General features: G+C 68.5%; 13 protein-coding genes. 5 read left to right on the top strand and 8 right to left on the bottom strand.

Going from position 1 to position 15,170, the window contains the following annotated elements; all coding sequences use genetic code 11:
• Window positions 1-139: 139 nt before the first annotated feature.
• The 3 genes from CJ014_RS13780 to CJ014_RS13770 form a co-directional block, all read right to left on the bottom strand.
• Window positions 140-3,598, bottom strand: coding sequence for a chromosome segregation SMC family protein (locus CJ014_RS13780; protein ID WP_100081059.1), 3,459 nt, complete (start codon window positions 3,596-3,598; stop codon window positions 140-142).
• 148 nt (window positions 3,599-3,746) lie between these two features.
• Window positions 3,747-4,397: a thioredoxin domain-containing protein gene (locus CJ014_RS13775; RefSeq protein WP_100081058.1), complete on the bottom strand. Its 651-nt coding sequence runs from the start codon at window positions 4,395-4,397 to the stop codon at window positions 3,747-3,749.
• 154 nt (window positions 4,398-4,551) lie between these two features.
• Window positions 4,552-5,079 carry a DUF721 domain-containing protein gene (locus tag CJ014_RS13770; protein WP_100081057.1) on the bottom strand — a complete coding sequence of 176 codons (528 nt, stop codon included), beginning with the start codon at window positions 5,077-5,079 and terminating at the stop codon, window positions 4,552-4,554.
• A gap of 48 nt (window positions 5,080-5,127) precedes the next feature.
• On the opposite strand from CJ014_RS13770, the gene mutY reads away from it, so the two are divergent.
• Window positions 5,128-6,240 carry an A/G-specific adenine glycosylase gene (gene mutY, locus CJ014_RS13765; RefSeq protein ID WP_100081056.1) on the top strand — a complete coding sequence of 371 codons (1,113 nt, stop codon included), beginning with the start codon at window positions 5,128-5,130 and terminating at the stop codon, window positions 6,238-6,240.
• 273 nt (window positions 6,241-6,513) lie between these two features.
• On the opposite strand, the gene CJ014_RS13760 is transcribed toward mutY, so the two are convergent.
• From CJ014_RS13760 to CJ014_RS13750, 3 genes are all read right to left on the bottom strand, one after another.
• On the bottom strand, window positions 6,514-7,674 hold the full coding sequence (locus CJ014_RS13760; RefSeq protein ID WP_100081055.1) for a site-specific DNA-methyltransferase: 1,161 nt from the start codon (window positions 7,672-7,674) through the stop codon (window positions 6,514-6,516).
• A gap of 176 nt (window positions 7,675-7,850) precedes the next feature.
• The gene (locus tag CJ014_RS13755) at window positions 7,851-8,357 is read right to left on the bottom strand and encodes a DUF1993 domain-containing protein (RefSeq protein ID WP_100081054.1); all 507 of its coding nucleotides are present in this window, start codon (window positions 8,355-8,357) and stop codon (window positions 7,851-7,853) included.
• 104 nt (window positions 8,358-8,461) lie between these two features.
• Window positions 8,462-9,154 carry a glycosyltransferase gene (locus CJ014_RS13750; RefSeq protein WP_100081053.1) on the bottom strand — a complete coding sequence of 231 codons (693 nt, stop codon included), beginning with the start codon at window positions 9,152-9,154 and terminating at the stop codon, window positions 8,462-8,464.
• A 216-nt stretch (window positions 9,155-9,370) separates the two neighbouring features.
• Between CJ014_RS13750 and CJ014_RS13745 the strand changes: the two genes are divergently transcribed.
• The 4 genes from CJ014_RS13745 (at window position 9,371) to CJ014_RS13730 (ending at window position 13,336) form a co-directional block, all read left to right on the top strand.
• Window positions 9,371-10,498, top strand: a complete 1,128-nt coding sequence (locus CJ014_RS13745; RefSeq protein ID WP_100081052.1) for a PA0069 family radical SAM protein — start codon at window positions 9,371-9,373, stop codon at window positions 10,496-10,498.
• A gap of 371 nt (window positions 10,499-10,869) precedes the next feature.
• A complete protein-coding gene (locus CJ014_RS13740) occupies window positions 10,870-11,301 on the top strand; it encodes a metallopeptidase family protein (protein ID WP_100081051.1) in 432 nt (143 codons plus the stop codon).
• Complete coding sequence (locus CJ014_RS13735) at window positions 11,298-12,170, top strand: MBL fold metallo-hydrolase (RefSeq protein ID WP_100081050.1); 873 nt, start codon at window positions 11,298-11,300, stop codon at window positions 12,168-12,170. Before CJ014_RS13740 ends, CJ014_RS13735 begins: the two co-directional genes overlap by 4 nt.
• Before the next feature lie 122 nt (window positions 12,171-12,292).
• A complete protein-coding gene (locus CJ014_RS13730) occupies window positions 12,293-13,336 on the top strand; it encodes a zinc-dependent alcohol dehydrogenase family protein (protein ID WP_100081049.1) in 1,044 nt (347 codons plus the stop codon).
• 451 nt (window positions 13,337-13,787) lie between these two features.
• Here the strand turns inward: CJ014_RS13730 and CJ014_RS13725 are convergent, their stop codons facing one another.
• Together CJ014_RS13725 and CJ014_RS13720 are read right to left on the bottom strand one after the other, a co-directional pair.
• The gene (locus CJ014_RS13725; RefSeq protein ID WP_100081048.1) at window positions 13,788-14,297 is read right to left on the bottom strand and encodes a GNAT family N-acetyltransferase; all 510 of its coding nucleotides are present in this window, start codon (window positions 14,295-14,297) and stop codon (window positions 13,788-13,790) included.
• Window positions 14,298-14,459: 162 nt separating this feature from the next.
• Window positions 14,460-14,981 carry a single-stranded DNA-binding protein gene (locus CJ014_RS13720; RefSeq protein ID WP_100081047.1) on the bottom strand — a complete coding sequence of 174 codons (522 nt, stop codon included), beginning with the start codon at window positions 14,979-14,981 and terminating at the stop codon, window positions 14,460-14,462.
• Window positions 14,982-15,170: the final 189 nt, after the last annotated feature.

Genomic DNA, 15,170 nt, shown 5'->3' with positions numbered 1-15,170 from the left:
GGCCTCTACATTTCATTGATTTATATGCCATTTCCTACCCCGCAACCATAGCCCAATGTGGACTACGACCTTAGTCGAGGCGGGCATAATCGATTAAGCTGCGATCGGCTCGCAACATGCTCCCGGCAAAGGGCGCTCCTCAGCTCGCCTCCCGGAAGGATTCGGCGGTTTCGAGGTCGACCGACACCAGTTGCGACACGCCCCGTTCGGCCATGGTGACGCCGAACAGCCGGTTCATTCGCGCCATTGTGATCGGATTGTGCGTGATGACCACGAAGCGCGTCTCGGTGGACCGCGCCATCTCCTCCAGGAGGTCGCAGTAGCGCTCGACATTGGCGTCGTCGAGCGGCGCATCCACCTCGTCGAGCACGCAGATCGGCGCGGGATTGGTGAGGAACACGGCAAAGATCAGCGCCATGGCGGTCAGGGCCTGCTCGCCGCCGGACAGCAGCGTCATGGTCTGCGGCTTCTTGCCCGGCGGGCGGGCGAGGATCTCGAGGCCGGCCTCCAGCGGATCGTCGGCATCGACGAGCTGCAATTCCGCCGTGCCGCCGCCGAACAGGTGGACGAACAGCCGCTGGAAGTGGGCGTTGACGATGCCGAAGGCGTTGAGCAACCGCTCGCGCGCCTCGCGGTTCAGGTTCTGGATGCCCTGGCGCAGCCGGCGGATCGCCTCGATCAGGTCCTCGCGCTCGTTGACCAGCGTATCGAGCCGCTCCTCCAGCTCGGCCTGCTCGGTCTCGGCCTGCAGGTTGACGCCGCCGAGCTTGTCGCGCTCCACCTTCAGCCGTTCGAGCCGGGTCTCCACGCCGACGATGTCCGGCAACGGCGCATCCTCGTCGATTTCGGCGAGCTGGCGCAGGGCATAGAGCGGCGCGTCGAAGCGGTCGCGAATCTCGCCGGCATATTCCTCGAGCCGCTGCTTTACCGCGGCGAGCCGCTCCTCGGCGCGCACCCTGCCCTCGCGGATGGTGGAAAGCCGGGCCAGGGCGTCGGCGGCGGCGCGGTCGGCCTCGCCGGCCTGCAGCTCGCCGTCGCGCAGGCGATCGGCGGCCTCGGTGCCGGCCGCCTCGGCGTCGGCGATCGCCCGCATCAGGCCGCGGCGGGCCTCGACGATCTCATCCGGCCGGTCGATCAGCTCGGCCCGCTCGTCCTCCACCTGGGCGAGCCGGTCGTCCAGTTCGTCGAGATGGGCGGCGGCGTGGCGCACGCGGTCGCCCCAGCCGGCCCGCTCGCGCTCGATCGCCTCCACGCGGCGCTGGCGCAATTCGCCCTCGCGGCGGATCAGGTCGACGGCGGCGCGCGCCTCCGAGAAGCGGGCGCGCGTGTCGGCCGCCTCGCTCCGCAGATCCTGGACACGGGCCGAGAGGTACGAAGCGTCGGTCAGCTCGGCATGCCGCTCCTCGGCCTCGGCCTTGCGGGCGGCGAGCTCCTCGGCATCGACGGCAAGGCGCTCGCGCTGGCCGGCGGCGGCGGCGCGGCGGGCGACGGTTTCGGCCAGCGCCCGCTCGGCCAGCAGCAGGCGGTCGCGGGCGGCGGACGCGGCGCGCTCGGCCGCCTTGACCGCTTCGCGGGCGGCGCGCTCCTCGGCCTCGGCCTCGCGCAGGCGCGCCTCGGCGCCGTCGAGCACCTGGCGCCGGGCGGCACACAGCTCGCCCGCCGCCTGGCGCAGGGCATCGATCTCGGCGAGGCGGTTGCGGGCGGCCAGCCGGCGGGCGGCGACGGTCGGCGCATCGGCGGCCGCGGCGTAGCCGTCCCAGCGCCAGAGCGCGCCGTCGAGCGTCACCAGCATCTGGCCGGCGGCGAGCAGCGGCTGTAACCGCGCGGCATCCTCGGCCTTGACGACGCCGATCTGGCGCAGGCGGCGGCCGATGAGATCGGGGCCATCGACGAACTTGGCGAGCGGCGGCACGCCGTCCGGCAGCGGCGGATCGGCGGCACCGTCGCCCGGCATGGTCCAGTAGGCCGGGGCGCGATCGTCCATCGGCGCCTCGATGTCCTCGCCGAGGGCGGCGGCCAGCGCCGTCTCGAAGCCCTTCTGCGGCGTCAGGCGGTCGACCAGCGGCGGGAACAACTGGCCGTGCTCGATATCCAGCATCTTGGCCAGGGTGCGCGCCTCGGTGTCGAGCTTCTGGAGCTCGCGCTCGGCCTCGGCGAGCGGCCCCGTGGCGGCGAGACGCTCTTCCTCGGCGGCGCGGCGGCCGGCCTCGGCGTCGTCGGCGGCGGTCTCGGCCTCGAACACCATGGCGGCGGCCAGCTCGATCTCCTCGCGGGCGGCGGCGATGGCGTCGTCGGCATCGAGCCGTTCGTCGAGCTCGGCCAGCTCGGCGTCGAGACCCTGGAGATCGCGGAGAAGACGATCGAGGCGAAGGCCGGCCTCGCGGATCTCGCGTTCGAGCGCCCCCTTCAGCGCGGCCGCCTCGGCCTCGGCGGCGGTGGCGGCGGCGAGCTCGGCGTCGATGTCGGCGAGACGGGCGGCGATGTCGGAGGCAAGCGCCTCCGCCTCCGCCTGCCGCTCCTCCTCGCCGAGCTCCTCGGCGGCCAGCGCCTCCGCCTCGTCGGAAAGGGCGGCGAGACGCTCGTCGTTCTCGGCCACCAGCGCCGCCTCGCGGGCGCGATCGCGGGCGATCTCCTCGGCGCGGCGGGAGAGCTCGGCCAGCCGCTCGCGGGCACGCCGCTCCTCGGCCTCGGATTCGGCGAGCGCGATGCGAAGCCGCTGCAGCGCCGCCGCCGTCTCCACCGCCCGGTCGCGCAGGCCCGGCAACTCGTGGGCAATGATCGCCTGGCGGCGGACGGCCTCGGTCTGGGCGGCCTGGGCGTCGGCGACGGCGCCGAAGCTGTCGGTCATCTGCGCTTCGGCTTCCTCGACCTGGGTCATCAGGTCGCCGACCCGCAGGAAGGCGACGATGGCCTCGGCCTTGCGGATGTCGGCGGAAAGATTGCGATAGCGGGCCGCCTGCCGCGCCTGCCTGCGCAGGCCTTCGAGGCGCGTCTCGATCTCGCGCAGCACGTCTTCCATGCGCGTGAGGTTGGTCTCGGCGCCCTTAAGCCGCAGTTCGGCGTCGTGGCGGCGGGAATGCAGGCCGGAGATGCCGGCCGCTTCCTCCAGGATGGTGCGGCGCTGCGTCGGCTTGGCGGCGATCAGCTCGCCGATCTGACCCTGCCGCACCATGGCCGGCGAGCGGGCGCCGGTGGAGGCGTCGGCGAACAGGAGTTGCACGTCGCGGGCGCGCACGTCCTTGCCGTTGATGCGGTAGGAGGAACCGGCCTGCCGCTCGATGCGGCGGGTCACCTCCAGGAGATCGGCTTCATTGAAGGCGGGCGGCGCGGTGCGCAGGTCGTTTCTCAGCACCAGCGTCACTTCGGCGGCATTGCGGGCCGGCCGCTTGCCGGAGCCGGAGAAGATGACGTCGTCCATGCCGGAGGCGCGCATCGCCTTGTAGGAGCTTTCGCCCATCACCCAGCGCATGGCCTCGACGAGGTTCGACTTGCCGCAGCCGTTGGGCCCGACCACGCCGGTCAGGCCGGGTTCGATGACGAACTCGGAGAAATCCACGAAGGACTTGAAGCCCTGTATCTTCAGCCGCTCGAACTGCATTGGCGATCCGCTTCGGCGCGCACCCTATTCATAGAGTGTGACCGGACAATGGACCACCATATCATGAAGGCCGCGACGCCGCCCCGGCAAGAGGCGGGCGTCGCGGCCCTGTTGATATCCGGCGGTTATCACCAGTTGAGAAAGAGCCTCAGAGCAGCGGATCGATCTGGGCCGACATTTCATCGACCGACATGAAGCCGACTTCCCGCTTGCCGTTGATGAAGAAGGTCGGCGTTCCGGTGATGCCGAACGCGTCGGCGCCGTGCTGCCGCGTCGCGTTGATGTCGTCGAGCAGCTTCTGGTCGGTCAGCGTCGCCTCGAAGGTCGACGGCGAGTAGCCGAACTGCTTGGAAACGTTGCGCAGGCCGGAGAGCGGGTCGTCGACGAAGGCCCACTGGCTCTGCGTCTTGAAGAGGTAGGACACCACATCGAAATACTTGTCGCCCGGCGCGTTGCGCGCCAGCATGAAGCCGGCGGCGGCCAGCGGGTCCAGCGGGAATTCGCGGACGATGAAGTAGATCTTGCCGGTGTCGATATACTTGGCCTTGATCTCGTCGAAGGTCTTGTTGTGGAAGTCGGCGCAGTGGCTGCAGGTCATCGACATATATTCGACGATCTTCACCTTGGCGTCGGGATTGCCGAGCGCCATGTCGGGCAGCACGCCCGGCTTCAACAGCTCGGCCTCGTCGACGGTGGCCGCCGGCTCCTGGGCGAAAGCCAGTCCGGGGAAGGACGCCAGGACGGCGAACCCGGCCGCGGCAATTGCAGTGGTCACGAGAAAGCGGCGGCGAGTCAACATGTCGTTCCCTTTCGGATAACCGGCCCTACCGGGCAAGTCATTGACGGCAAATTATGGCAAGCCCACGTCATTGGGAAGAGGATGCGTTTGCCAATCCGCGGCAGGATACTTCGGCTCCCGGAAGCATCGCACTGAAGACCGATCGCCCGCAGCTTCAACGCCGGCCGCGACTGTCGCCGCCGACCGCCCGCCCCAGCCGCTCCACCGCCGCCTTGAGGCCGTCGTCGTCGATGCCGGCGGCCAGCGCCCGCACCCTGGCCTCCGCCTCCGGCGAAAGCTGCACCGGCCGAGGGCGCGGCCGCGGGCCGATCCTGACCGGCGGCAGTTGCAGCGGCCTCAGGCGGCCGACGACCCGATAGCCGAAAAAGGTGTTGATGCGCTCGATCACCTGCGGTGCCTCGAGCGTCAGGCGCATGGCCGCCGCGCCCGAGCAGCGCACGGTGAGCACCGCCGGCTCGTGCTCCTCCTCGGCGATCAGCCCCTTCGGCCGGCGCGGCCAGGACAACTGGTCGGGCGCCGTCGTCTCGGCATAGGCGGGACCGACGATGTCCGGCCAGTGGGCGACGAGGTCGAGCGTGGCGAAGCCGCGCTTGCGGCAGGCGGCACTGAGCGGCGCGGCGATGATGTCGGCGAGCGGCCGCACCCCCTTGTAGACGAAAGCCGGTTTTCTCAGACGCGCCATCTGCTATGGAACCTCCAGCGTTCCGTTCTCCAGCCGAGGTTATCCCACATGCCGGCGCCGTCCGCCACCGCCCTTCTCGACTGGTACGACGTCCATGCCCGCCGCCTGCCCTGGCGGGTGCCGCCGGAGGATCGGGCGCTGGGCGTGCTGCCCGATCCCTACCGCGTCTGGCTTTCCGAGGTGATGCTGCAACAGACGACGGTGGCGGCCGTCAAAAGCTATTTCCTCGATTTCCTCGCCCGCTGGCCGACATTGCCGGCGCTCGCCGCCGCGCCGCGCGACGACGTGATGGCCGCCTGGGCCGGCCTCGGCTACTATTCGCGCGCCCGCAACCTCAAGGCCTGCGCCGAAGCCGTGGCGCGCGACCACGGCGGCCGCTTTCCCGACACGGTCGAGGGCCTTGCCGCCCTGCCCGGCATCGGCCCCTACACGGCGGCGGCCATTGCCGCCATCGCCTTCGACGTGCCGGCCGCCGTCGTCGACGGCAACGTCGAGCGGGTGGTGGCCCGGCTGTTCGCGCTGGAAACGCCGCTGCCCGACGTCAAGCCGGAGATCCGCCGCCTGACCGCGACGCTGACGCCGCAACAGCGCCCCGGCGATTTCGCCCAGGCGATGATGGACCTCGGCGCCACCATCTGCACGCCGAAGCGGCCGGCCTGCGCCCTCTGCCCGTGGTCGGCACCCTGCCTCGCCCGCCGCCGCGGCGACGCCGAGACCTTACCGCGCCGGCGGGCCAAGGCGGAGCGGCCGACGCGCTACGGCGTCGCCTTCGTCGCCCGCCGGCACGACGATGCGCTGCTGGTGCGCCGTCGCCCCGACAAGGGGCTGCTCGGCGGCATGCTGGAGGTGCCCGGCGGCGACTGGCGGGAAGGCGCACCGCCCGAAGCCGCCCCGCCATTCCCCGCCGACTGGAAGACCGCCGGCGAGGTCGAGCACACCTTCACGCATTTTCATCTCGTGCTGTCGGTCAAGATGGCCGAGGTCGGCGACCGGCCGCCACCTGCCGGCTGTTTCTGGCTCGACGCCGCCGCCGTCGCCGGCGAGGCGCTGCCCTCCGTCATGCGCAAGGTGGTGGAGGCGGCGACTGACCGGCCGGCGCGACGGCAAAGCCGGCACGCCCGGAACGTGCTCGCGCCGAAAAGGACAATCTTTGATCGGTAAGACCCCGTCGTTTTGCGACCATGGTCGCATCGGGGGTTACTTGGTGATGAACGGCGCGGGTGCGATAATGGTTGCCATTGGGGCATGGCCCGATAGTCATTTGATCGACCAGCGCCGGGTTGGGCTAATCTGGCGCGATACGGTTGGGCGACATAGATTTTGAGGGCAGGCCAGCCCGCATGCCGAACGGCACGGGTTTGAAAACTGAGCGCCGATAAAGAAATGGCTCTCCGATCGTTCGGAGAGCCTTCTTTTGTATGGAACAGGGCTCGTTCAGGCGCCGGCGGCGGCGAGTTCGCTGCGGATGCGGCCGCGCAGTTCGTCGATCAGCACGAGCGCGCCCTGTTTTTCGACATGCCAGTAGGCCCAGCCGTTGCAGGCCTCGAGGCCCTGCACCGAGGCGCCGACCTTGTGGATCGATCCGGCAACGGCGCCGGCGGCGATCGAGCCATCGGCCCGGACGGTCGCGACGTGGCGGCGGCGGGCGTCGCACAGCCGATCGCCCGGCTGGATCAGGCCGGCCTCGATCAGCGAACCGAAGGGAACGCGGGGCTCGGCCCGCCTCGGCGTCACCACCGCGAGACCATCATCGGGCGCGCGCTCGACCGAGGCGATCCGCTCCCTGGCGAAATCGGCGTAGGTGCCGTCCCGCTCGACGCCGACGTAATGCCGGCCGAGCCGCTTGGCGACGGCGGCCGAGGTGCCGGTGCCGAGGAAGGGATCGAGGACGACGTCGCCGGGCTTGGACGACGACATCAGCACGCGCCACAGCAGCGCTTCCGGCTTCTGCGTCGGATGCACCTTGTCGCCGCCGGCGGTCTTCAGCCGCTCGCCGCCGGTGCAGATCGGCAGCAGCCAGTCGGACCGCATCTGGAGATCGTCGTTGAAGGCCTTCATGGCCTCGTAATTGAAGGTGATGCCCTTGGCCTCCCGGTCGCGCGACGCCCAGATCAGCGTCTCGTGCGCGTTGGTGAAGCGCTTGCCCTTGAAGTTGGGCATCGGGTTGGCCTTGCGCCAGATGATGTCGTTGAGCACCCAGAACCCAAGGTCCTGCATGATCGAGCCGACGCGGAAGATGTTGTGGTAGGAGCCGATCACCCAGATGGTGCCGGTCGGCTTCAGCACCCGCCGGCAGGCGAGCAGCCAGGCGCGCGTGAAGGCATCGTAAGCCTCGAAGCTGTCGAAACGGTCCCAGTCGTCGTTGACGGCGTCGACCTTCGACTGGTCGGGACGGGTGAGATCGCCGCCGAGCTGCAGGTTGTAGGGAGGATCGGCAAAAATCAGGTCGACCGAGGCCTTGGGCAGGCGTTCCAGCGCGGCGACACAATCGCCGACGATGACGCTGTCGAGCCAGTCAGGCGCGGAGAAAGCGGCAGGGGAGTGGAAAGAAACCTCGGACGACGACACGGCCGCCCGCTGACGCAGTACACTCATGGCTCTCCCACTCCGACGCAAAACAAACAGGAGGGGGTCTTCACGCCCCTGCCGGAAACCAATCTCCTCCGGCAGGGTAAATTCGAGGTTAAGCGATGGGAGTCGCCATTGATTAATTATTTCAATGGTTTGTTAACCATGCAAGCGATCGGGGCGAAAACCCTGCCGCCCTGCCCTCACTGCCGCCACAGGAAATCGCGCTTGCCCAAGGGCATGCCGAGATGGCGCAGGATGTCGTAGGCGGTGGTCAGGTGGAAATAGAAATTGGGGATGGCGAAGCCCTGAAGATAGTCGATTGCCGTGAGCTCCATGGTTTCCTGGCGGAGCTTCAGCGTGACGATCGTCTCCTCGCGGCCATTGACCGCAGCGGCCGGCACCGATGCAACGAAGGCGAGCGTCCTGTCGATGCGGGCGTAGAGCTCGGCGAAGGTCTGCTCGTTGTCGGGGAAGGAGGGCGCCTCGAGGCCGGCGAGGCGCGCCATCGCCCCCTTGACGTGATCGGTGGCGATCTGGACCTGGCGCTTCAGCTCGAACATGTCCGGGGCGAGTCGGGCGCCGAGCACCGCTTCCTCGGAAAGGCCGCGCGCCCGGCCTTCGCTCTCGCCGATCTTCAGGAGATGGACGAGGGCTTTGAGACGGGCCGTGAAGACCGGCGCCGCGATGGCATGAAGCTCGATGGTCATGGGATTCCTTCCGGCTGGCGGGGCGCTTCCAATGGCGTCCCTGCTCTGCCGCGCCTCTTTAGCCGCAGGCTGCCGACCGGACCAGTCAACTCTCGGAGAGTTTGTCAGGCTCTGCGGCCGGTAAGCCCGGCGACGATGCCGACGGGCAGACGGAAGACGAGCAACAGGGCGGCCAGCGCGCCGCCGCCGGCCACGGCATCGTCTTGGCCGTCGGCGATCACCCGCACCGCCGGAGACCTCAGGCGGACGAGACGACGATGGCCGACGCGGCGGACGAGATCGACGCCGGCCAAGCCGTCGCGCCGGCTGAAACCGCCGAGTTCACGGAAATAGCCGCGGGAGATGATCAGCCCCTGGTCGGGGTGCGTCACGCCGGCGCAACGGCCGAACAGGCGCTGCAGATAATGCCTGAGGCTGCCGGCCAGCGTGTCGTCGTCGGAGGCGAGGCGGAAGACGGCGGCGAAACGGCTGTCGCCCTGCCGGAGACGCCGCTCGGCCGCTGCCTGAAAATCGCTCTCCCAGCCGGGATCGAGCAGCACGCCGGGGCGTAGGAACATCAGGAACTCGCCGCGCTGGGCCGCCGCCGCCCCGATGGCGCAGCGCGCCCAGGCGCCGCCGGCGCCGGAAACGAGATCGCAGCCCGTCCCCTCGGCGACGAGGCGCGTCTGGTCCTCCGAGCCGCCGTCGACCACCAACACTTCGCGCACCGTGCCGTCGGCGGCGCCGGTGACCAGCGTCGAAAGCGTGCGGACGAGGGCTTCCTCGCTGTTCTTGGTAGGTATGACGACCGAGATCATACTTTCGTTCTAGCGGGTTTTCCGGGCAAGCGCGAGCCCGTCCGAACGCGGACTTCCGATCGCTTCCAGTTTCCTCCCCCGAGGCACCGGCGGGCCTCCGCACCCGGCTTTCCCGCGCGTGGCGCGGTCGGCGCTCGACGCTCCGAACTCGGGCCCGGCGGTGGATGACCCGAAGAATGTTCTTGACCTGTTCCCGTTCCCGCATAAGATCAAATCATGAACATCGCCTGTCATCCTCTCATCGAGCCCACCCCGGCGCCGGAGATCGCCGACACGGCGGTCACCGCCGGGCGTCGGCGCGGCCGAGGCGCCGGCATCAATCCCTCGGGCCGGTTCGAGGCCTATGGCCGTACCGTCTTCGACGACGGCTGGAGCGACGGCGACGAACTGCCGCCGTTCAAGACGACGGTGCAGGTCGAGCCGGCGCGTTCGGTCATCACCCGCAACGACAGCCCGGACATCGCCTTCGACCGTTCGCTCAACCCCTACCGTGGTTGCGAGCATGGCTGCGTCTACTGCTACGCCCGGCCGAACCACGCCTACCTCGGCCTGTCGCCGGGGCTCGACTTCGAGACCCAGCTCTACGCCAAGACCAACGCCGCCGAGGTGCTGGAGCGCCAGCTCGGCGCGCCGTCCTACCAGCCGAAGGTGATCGCCATCGGCACGGCGACCGACGCCTACCAGCCGATCGAGAAGGAGCAGAAGATCACCCGGCGGGTGCTGGAGGTGCTGGCCAAGACCCGGCATCCGGCGCTGATCATCACCAAGTCGGCGCTGGTGCTGCGCGATATCGACATTCTCCAGCCGATGGCCGCCGAGGGCCTCGTCAAGGTGGCGGTTTCCATCACCACGCTCGACCGGCGTCTCGCCCGTGCCATGGAGCCGCGCGCCTCCAGCCCGCAGCGGCGCCTCGAGACCGTCCAGAAGCTGACGGCGGCCGGCATCCCGGTTGGCGTCATGCTGGCGCCGATCATTCCGGCGGTCACCGACAGCGAGATCGAGCGCATCCTCGAGGCGGCCCATACCTTCGGCGCCCGCGAGGCCGGCTACGTGCTGTTGCGCCTGCCGCTGGAAGTATCGGAAATCTTCCGCGAATTCCTGCTGCGCGAGCTGCCCGACCGCTACCGGCACGTCATGAACGTTTTGAAGTCGATGCGCGGCGGCAAGGATTACGACGCCGAGTGGGGCAAGCGCATGCGCGGCACCGGTCCCTACGCCTGGCAGATCGGCCGGAGATTCGAGCTGACCGCCAAGCGCCTCGGCCTCAACAAGCACCGGGTGAAGCTCGACACGGAGAAATTCCTGAAGCCGGGCAACGGCGGCGTCCAGCTCAGTTTGTTCTGACGGGAGAAGAATGGCGGGGCGATCTCATGAGGCCATCCCCGGCAGGGGAGTCCCATATTCGCCTTCGCGCCTCTTTCGGCCCGAGGTCCTACGCCTTCGCGCAGGATGACAGAATTATATATAAGAAACATATACATAGATTGTCTTCCTGCGCGAAGGCGTAGGACCTCGGGCAGGAAAAAGCGGGCGGCGGATATAGGGCTTTCACCGCTATCCCTGCCCCCTTGTATAGACCGGAGACCTAGTGAACACCTGTTCGGGGACATGCTGAACACTACTGGCATGGGGCGGCGGAAGGCCCATGCCCCTTGACGCCCTCCCCCGTCGCCGACACTTCTGAAGCTTGATGGAAGGATCGGCGGGAGACGAGGATGAAACTCTTCGGCGGTGGCGCGAAATTCGACTGGAAGGGCCTGAAGGCGCCGGAGCTCGACGACTTCGAGGCGATGGCCGCCGAAGCCTATGCCGCCCTGCCGGCCGATTTCCGGGCGATGACCGGCGAGATCGAGATCCGCGTTTCCGATTTTCCCGACGAGGACGTCGTCAAGGAGATGGAACTCGAAAGCGATTTCGACATCCTCGGCCTGTTCTCCGGCGTCGGCGTCGCCCACGATGCCGCCGTGCCGGAGACCGGCCGGCTGCCCAACCGCGTCTGGCTCTATCGCCGTCCCATCCTCGACTATTGGGCCGAGCATGACGAGACGCTGGGCGACATCGTCAGCCATGTGCTCGTCCACGAGATCGGCCACCATTTCGGCCTGAGCGACGACGACATGTACGGCATCGAGGACAATACGCCGTGACCGACACGCGCACCCTGCGCATTCTGGAGCCGGCGCCGGGCGTGTTCGCCTATTACGACGGACGCGTCCCCGGCGTGCGGCTGCATTCGCCGGCCGCGAACTGGCTCGACGACGGCGCCTACCGCCTCGGCATCGCCTCCTACGCCATCGTCGGCGATGACGAGGCGATCGTCTTCGACAGCCACATCTCGCTCGACCACGCCCGTGCCGTTCGTCGCCATCTCGAAGGGCTCGGCGTCAGCCGCTTCACGCTGGTGCTCAGCCACTGGCACGACGACCACGTCGCCGGCAACGCCATCTTTGCCGACGGGCCGATCGTCGCCCAGCGCCTGACGCGTGAAGCGCTCGTCGCCAATCGCGACAGGCTGGAGAACGGCGATCCGCCGATCCGGCCGCTGGTGCTGCCGACGGAGACCTTCGACGACAAACTGGCGCTCACCGTCGGCGGCCGCAGCGTCGAGGCCATGCATTTCGCCATCCACAGCGCCGACGGCGTCGTGCTGCGATTGCCCGACGCCGGGCTTCTGCTCGCCGGTGACGTGGTCGAGGATACCGTCACCTATATCTCCGAGGCCGAGCATACGGCGGTGCACATCGCCGAACTCGACCGGCTCGCCGGACTGGTCTTCCACCGCATCCTGCCGGCCCATGGCGCGCCCGACCGGATCGCCGCCGGCGGCTATGATGCGGGCCTCGTTGGCGCCAATCGCGATTACCTGATGCGGCTTCTCGCCGGCGAGGGGCGTGACGGCACGCCGCTTTCCGCCTTCGTCGCCGACGACGTGGCGGCCGGCCGGATCGGCTATTTCGAGCCCTACGAGGCGGTGCACCGCGCCAACGTCGCAGCGCTCGCGGCGGCCGGGCTCTGAGGCCACGCTCGGATGCCCCTCGTGCTTAAAGGTCTTGCATCGGCAATCTCATGCTTTTTCGCTCGCAACGTCCGTGCTATCGCCGGGCGGACCAGCGGGTCGCCGTTCCGGGGGATTGAAGCATGCGCGCCATTTTCTACGAGCTGTTCGGCCAGCGGCCGGAGATTCGCACCCTGGCCGATCCGACGCCCGAGCCGCACGGCCTGGTGCTGAAGGTCGAGGCGTCCGGCATCTGCCGCTCGGATTGGCACGGCTGGATGGGCCACGATCCGGACATCGCCCTGCCGCACGTGCCCGGACACGAGTTCGCCGGCCGCGTCGTCGCCGTCGGCCGCGACGTCCGCCGCTTCCGGATAGGCGATCGCGTCACCATGCCCTTCGTCGCCGGTTGCGGCCGCTGCCCGGAATGCGGCTCGGGCAACCAGCAGGTCTGCCGCAACCAGACGCAGCCCGGCTTCACCCACTGGGGCTCGTTCGCCGAATATGTCGGCGTGCACAACGCCGACGACAACGTGGTGGCACTGCCCGACGACATCGATTTCGCGACGGCCGCCAGCCTCGGCTGCCGGTTCGCCACCTCCTTCCGCGCCGTGGTCGACCAGGGCCGGGTGCGCGGCGGCGAATGGGTGGCGGTGCACGGTTGCGGCGGCGTCGGCCTGTCGGCCATCATGATCGCCGCGGCGATGGGCGCCAACGTGATTGCCGTCGACATCGCCGACGACAAGCTGGCGTTCGCCAGAACCATCGGCGCCACGGCGGTGGTCAACGGCCGGACCACGCCGGACGTCGCCGGCGCCATCCGCGACCTGACGGGCGGCGGCGCCCATCTCTCCATCGACGCGCTCGGCCACCGCGTGACGGCGCGCAACTCCATCCTCGGCCTCAAGCGGCGCGGCCGCCACGTGCAGGTCGGCCTGATGCTCGGCGACGACGCCGAGGCGCCGATCCCCATGGCGCGCGTCATCGGCTGGGAGCTGGAGGTCTACGGCAGCCACGGCATGCAGGCCTGGCGCTACGACGACATGCTCTCGATGATCGCCGCCGGCAAGCTGGCGCCGCAGAAGCTGATCAACCGCCACGTCGGCCTCGACGAGGCGATCGACCTGCTCATCGGCATGGACCGGTCGCAGGAGACCGGCATCAACGTCATCACCCGTTTCGGCTAGAGCGGCGGACACCCGAACATATCCGGGCCGCCGCACCTGGGGACAAATTCCCGGGCACGCTGGCGCAATATTTCTGGTCTCGCATATGCGAGATTAAGCCAGAGTTTCTCGGCTTGGCCCGGAAATCTGCCCGGATACGCGAACGTTCCCATCACGCCGTCGTCGCCGAGCGCATCGCCTCCCATGGATTGTCATCCTCGCGAAGGCGAGGACCTCGGGACGAAAAGGTGACGAGGGGCATATCAGGCGCCTTGCGTTGCTGGAGCGCTATATCTGCGTTGAGCTTTGTTCTGCCTGAGGTCCTCGCCTGCGCGAGGATGACAGAATTATATATATGGGGAACACAGGGATAGGTCGGCAAACTGGTATCCGGGCCGCCACTCTCGGTCTTTGTGGGCATACCGGATTTTCCGAAAACCGGATTCCACTTTTCGGTCCGACGCTCTGGTGGCTATTTCGCCGTGAAGAAAGCCGGATGGAAGGCAATGGGTCGCCAAGCCGGCGGCGGTGCTCCCAAGGCGAGCGCCTGCACGTAACGGTCCGGTACGCCTTCGCAGGCAAGGCCCGGCCGGGCGGCGAAGCCGAAGCGGCCGTAATAGGCCGGCTCGCCGACCAATACGACGCCGGCCGCTCCCATCTCCGCGAGTTGCGCAAGGCCGGCCCGGACCAGCGCCGAGCCGACACCGGCGCGCTGTCGCTCCGGCTTCACCGACAGCGGCCCCAGGCCGAACCAGCGGCCGGGCATGTCCGTCTCGACGGGCGAGAAACCGGCGTGACCGATGACCTCCCCGGCGGCATCGACGGCGACCAGCGACAGGACCAGCGCACCGGCGGCCCTGAGGTCGCGGACGATCGCCGCCTCGCGGCCGCTGGCGTGGGCGGCCGTCAGGAAGGCGGCCGTGGTCAGCTCGCCGATGGCGGCGTGATCGGCCGCCGCTTCAGTGCGGATGACAAAGCTCATCTTCTTCTTTTCCGATTGCAGGACACCACCGCACGACCGCCGTCACGGCAGCCATGCGCCGACGATATGCCGGAACGAGCCAAACCCGGAACCAACGGCCCGGACGCGGCTCAACCCGCAGTGTCAAATCGGAAAAGGGAAACGAGCTTCATCCGTCAATGCTCAGAACGGGATGTCGTCGTCGAGATCCGACGAGAAGTTGGAGGCCGGGGCGCCGCCCTGGGCGCGGCCGCCACCCGAGCGGGCGGGAGCGCGCTCCATCGGACCGGACGAGCCGTAGTCCGAACCGCCCTCGCCGCCGAAGTCGCCCTCGCCGCGGCCGCCGCCCTCGCCACGGCTGTCGAGAAGGGTCAGCTCGCCACGGAAGCGCTGCAGCACCACTTCCGTGGTATAGCGCTCCTGGCCGGACTGGTCGGTCCACTTGCGGGTCTGCAACTGGCCCTCGATGTAGACCTTGGAGCCCTTCTTCAGATACTGCTCGGCGACCTTGGCCAGGTTTTCGTTGAAGATCACCACCGAATGCCATTCGGTGCGTTCCTTGCGCTCGCCGCTCTGGCGATCGCGCCAGTTTTCGGAGGTGGCGATACGCAGGTTGACCACGGCATCGCCCGACCCCATCCGTCTCACCTCGGGATCACGACCGAGATTGCCGATCAGGATGACCTTGTTGACGCTGCCTGCCATGGCTTTCTTCCCTCAAACTCGCTACCTTCGGCCGCGCACCGGCGCGTTCGGCCGGCCGGGGCTTGCGCCCGGCAACACGGTGACACGTTAACGCCGACGCCGACCCCGGGATACCCCGCCCCGATCGCCCTTGCTCCTTTTCCACAGTGAGAAAAGGGCTGGCGCCGGGATTGTGTTCCTGATACGTTC

Source organism: Pleomorphomonas carboxyditropha (assembly GCF_002770725.1).
Classification (GTDB): domain Bacteria; phylum Pseudomonadota; class Alphaproteobacteria; order Rhizobiales; family Pleomorphomonadaceae; genus Pleomorphomonas; species Pleomorphomonas carboxyditropha.
Note: the sequence above shows the minus strand (reverse complement) of the source record. Positions and strands in the feature narration are given on the sequence as shown.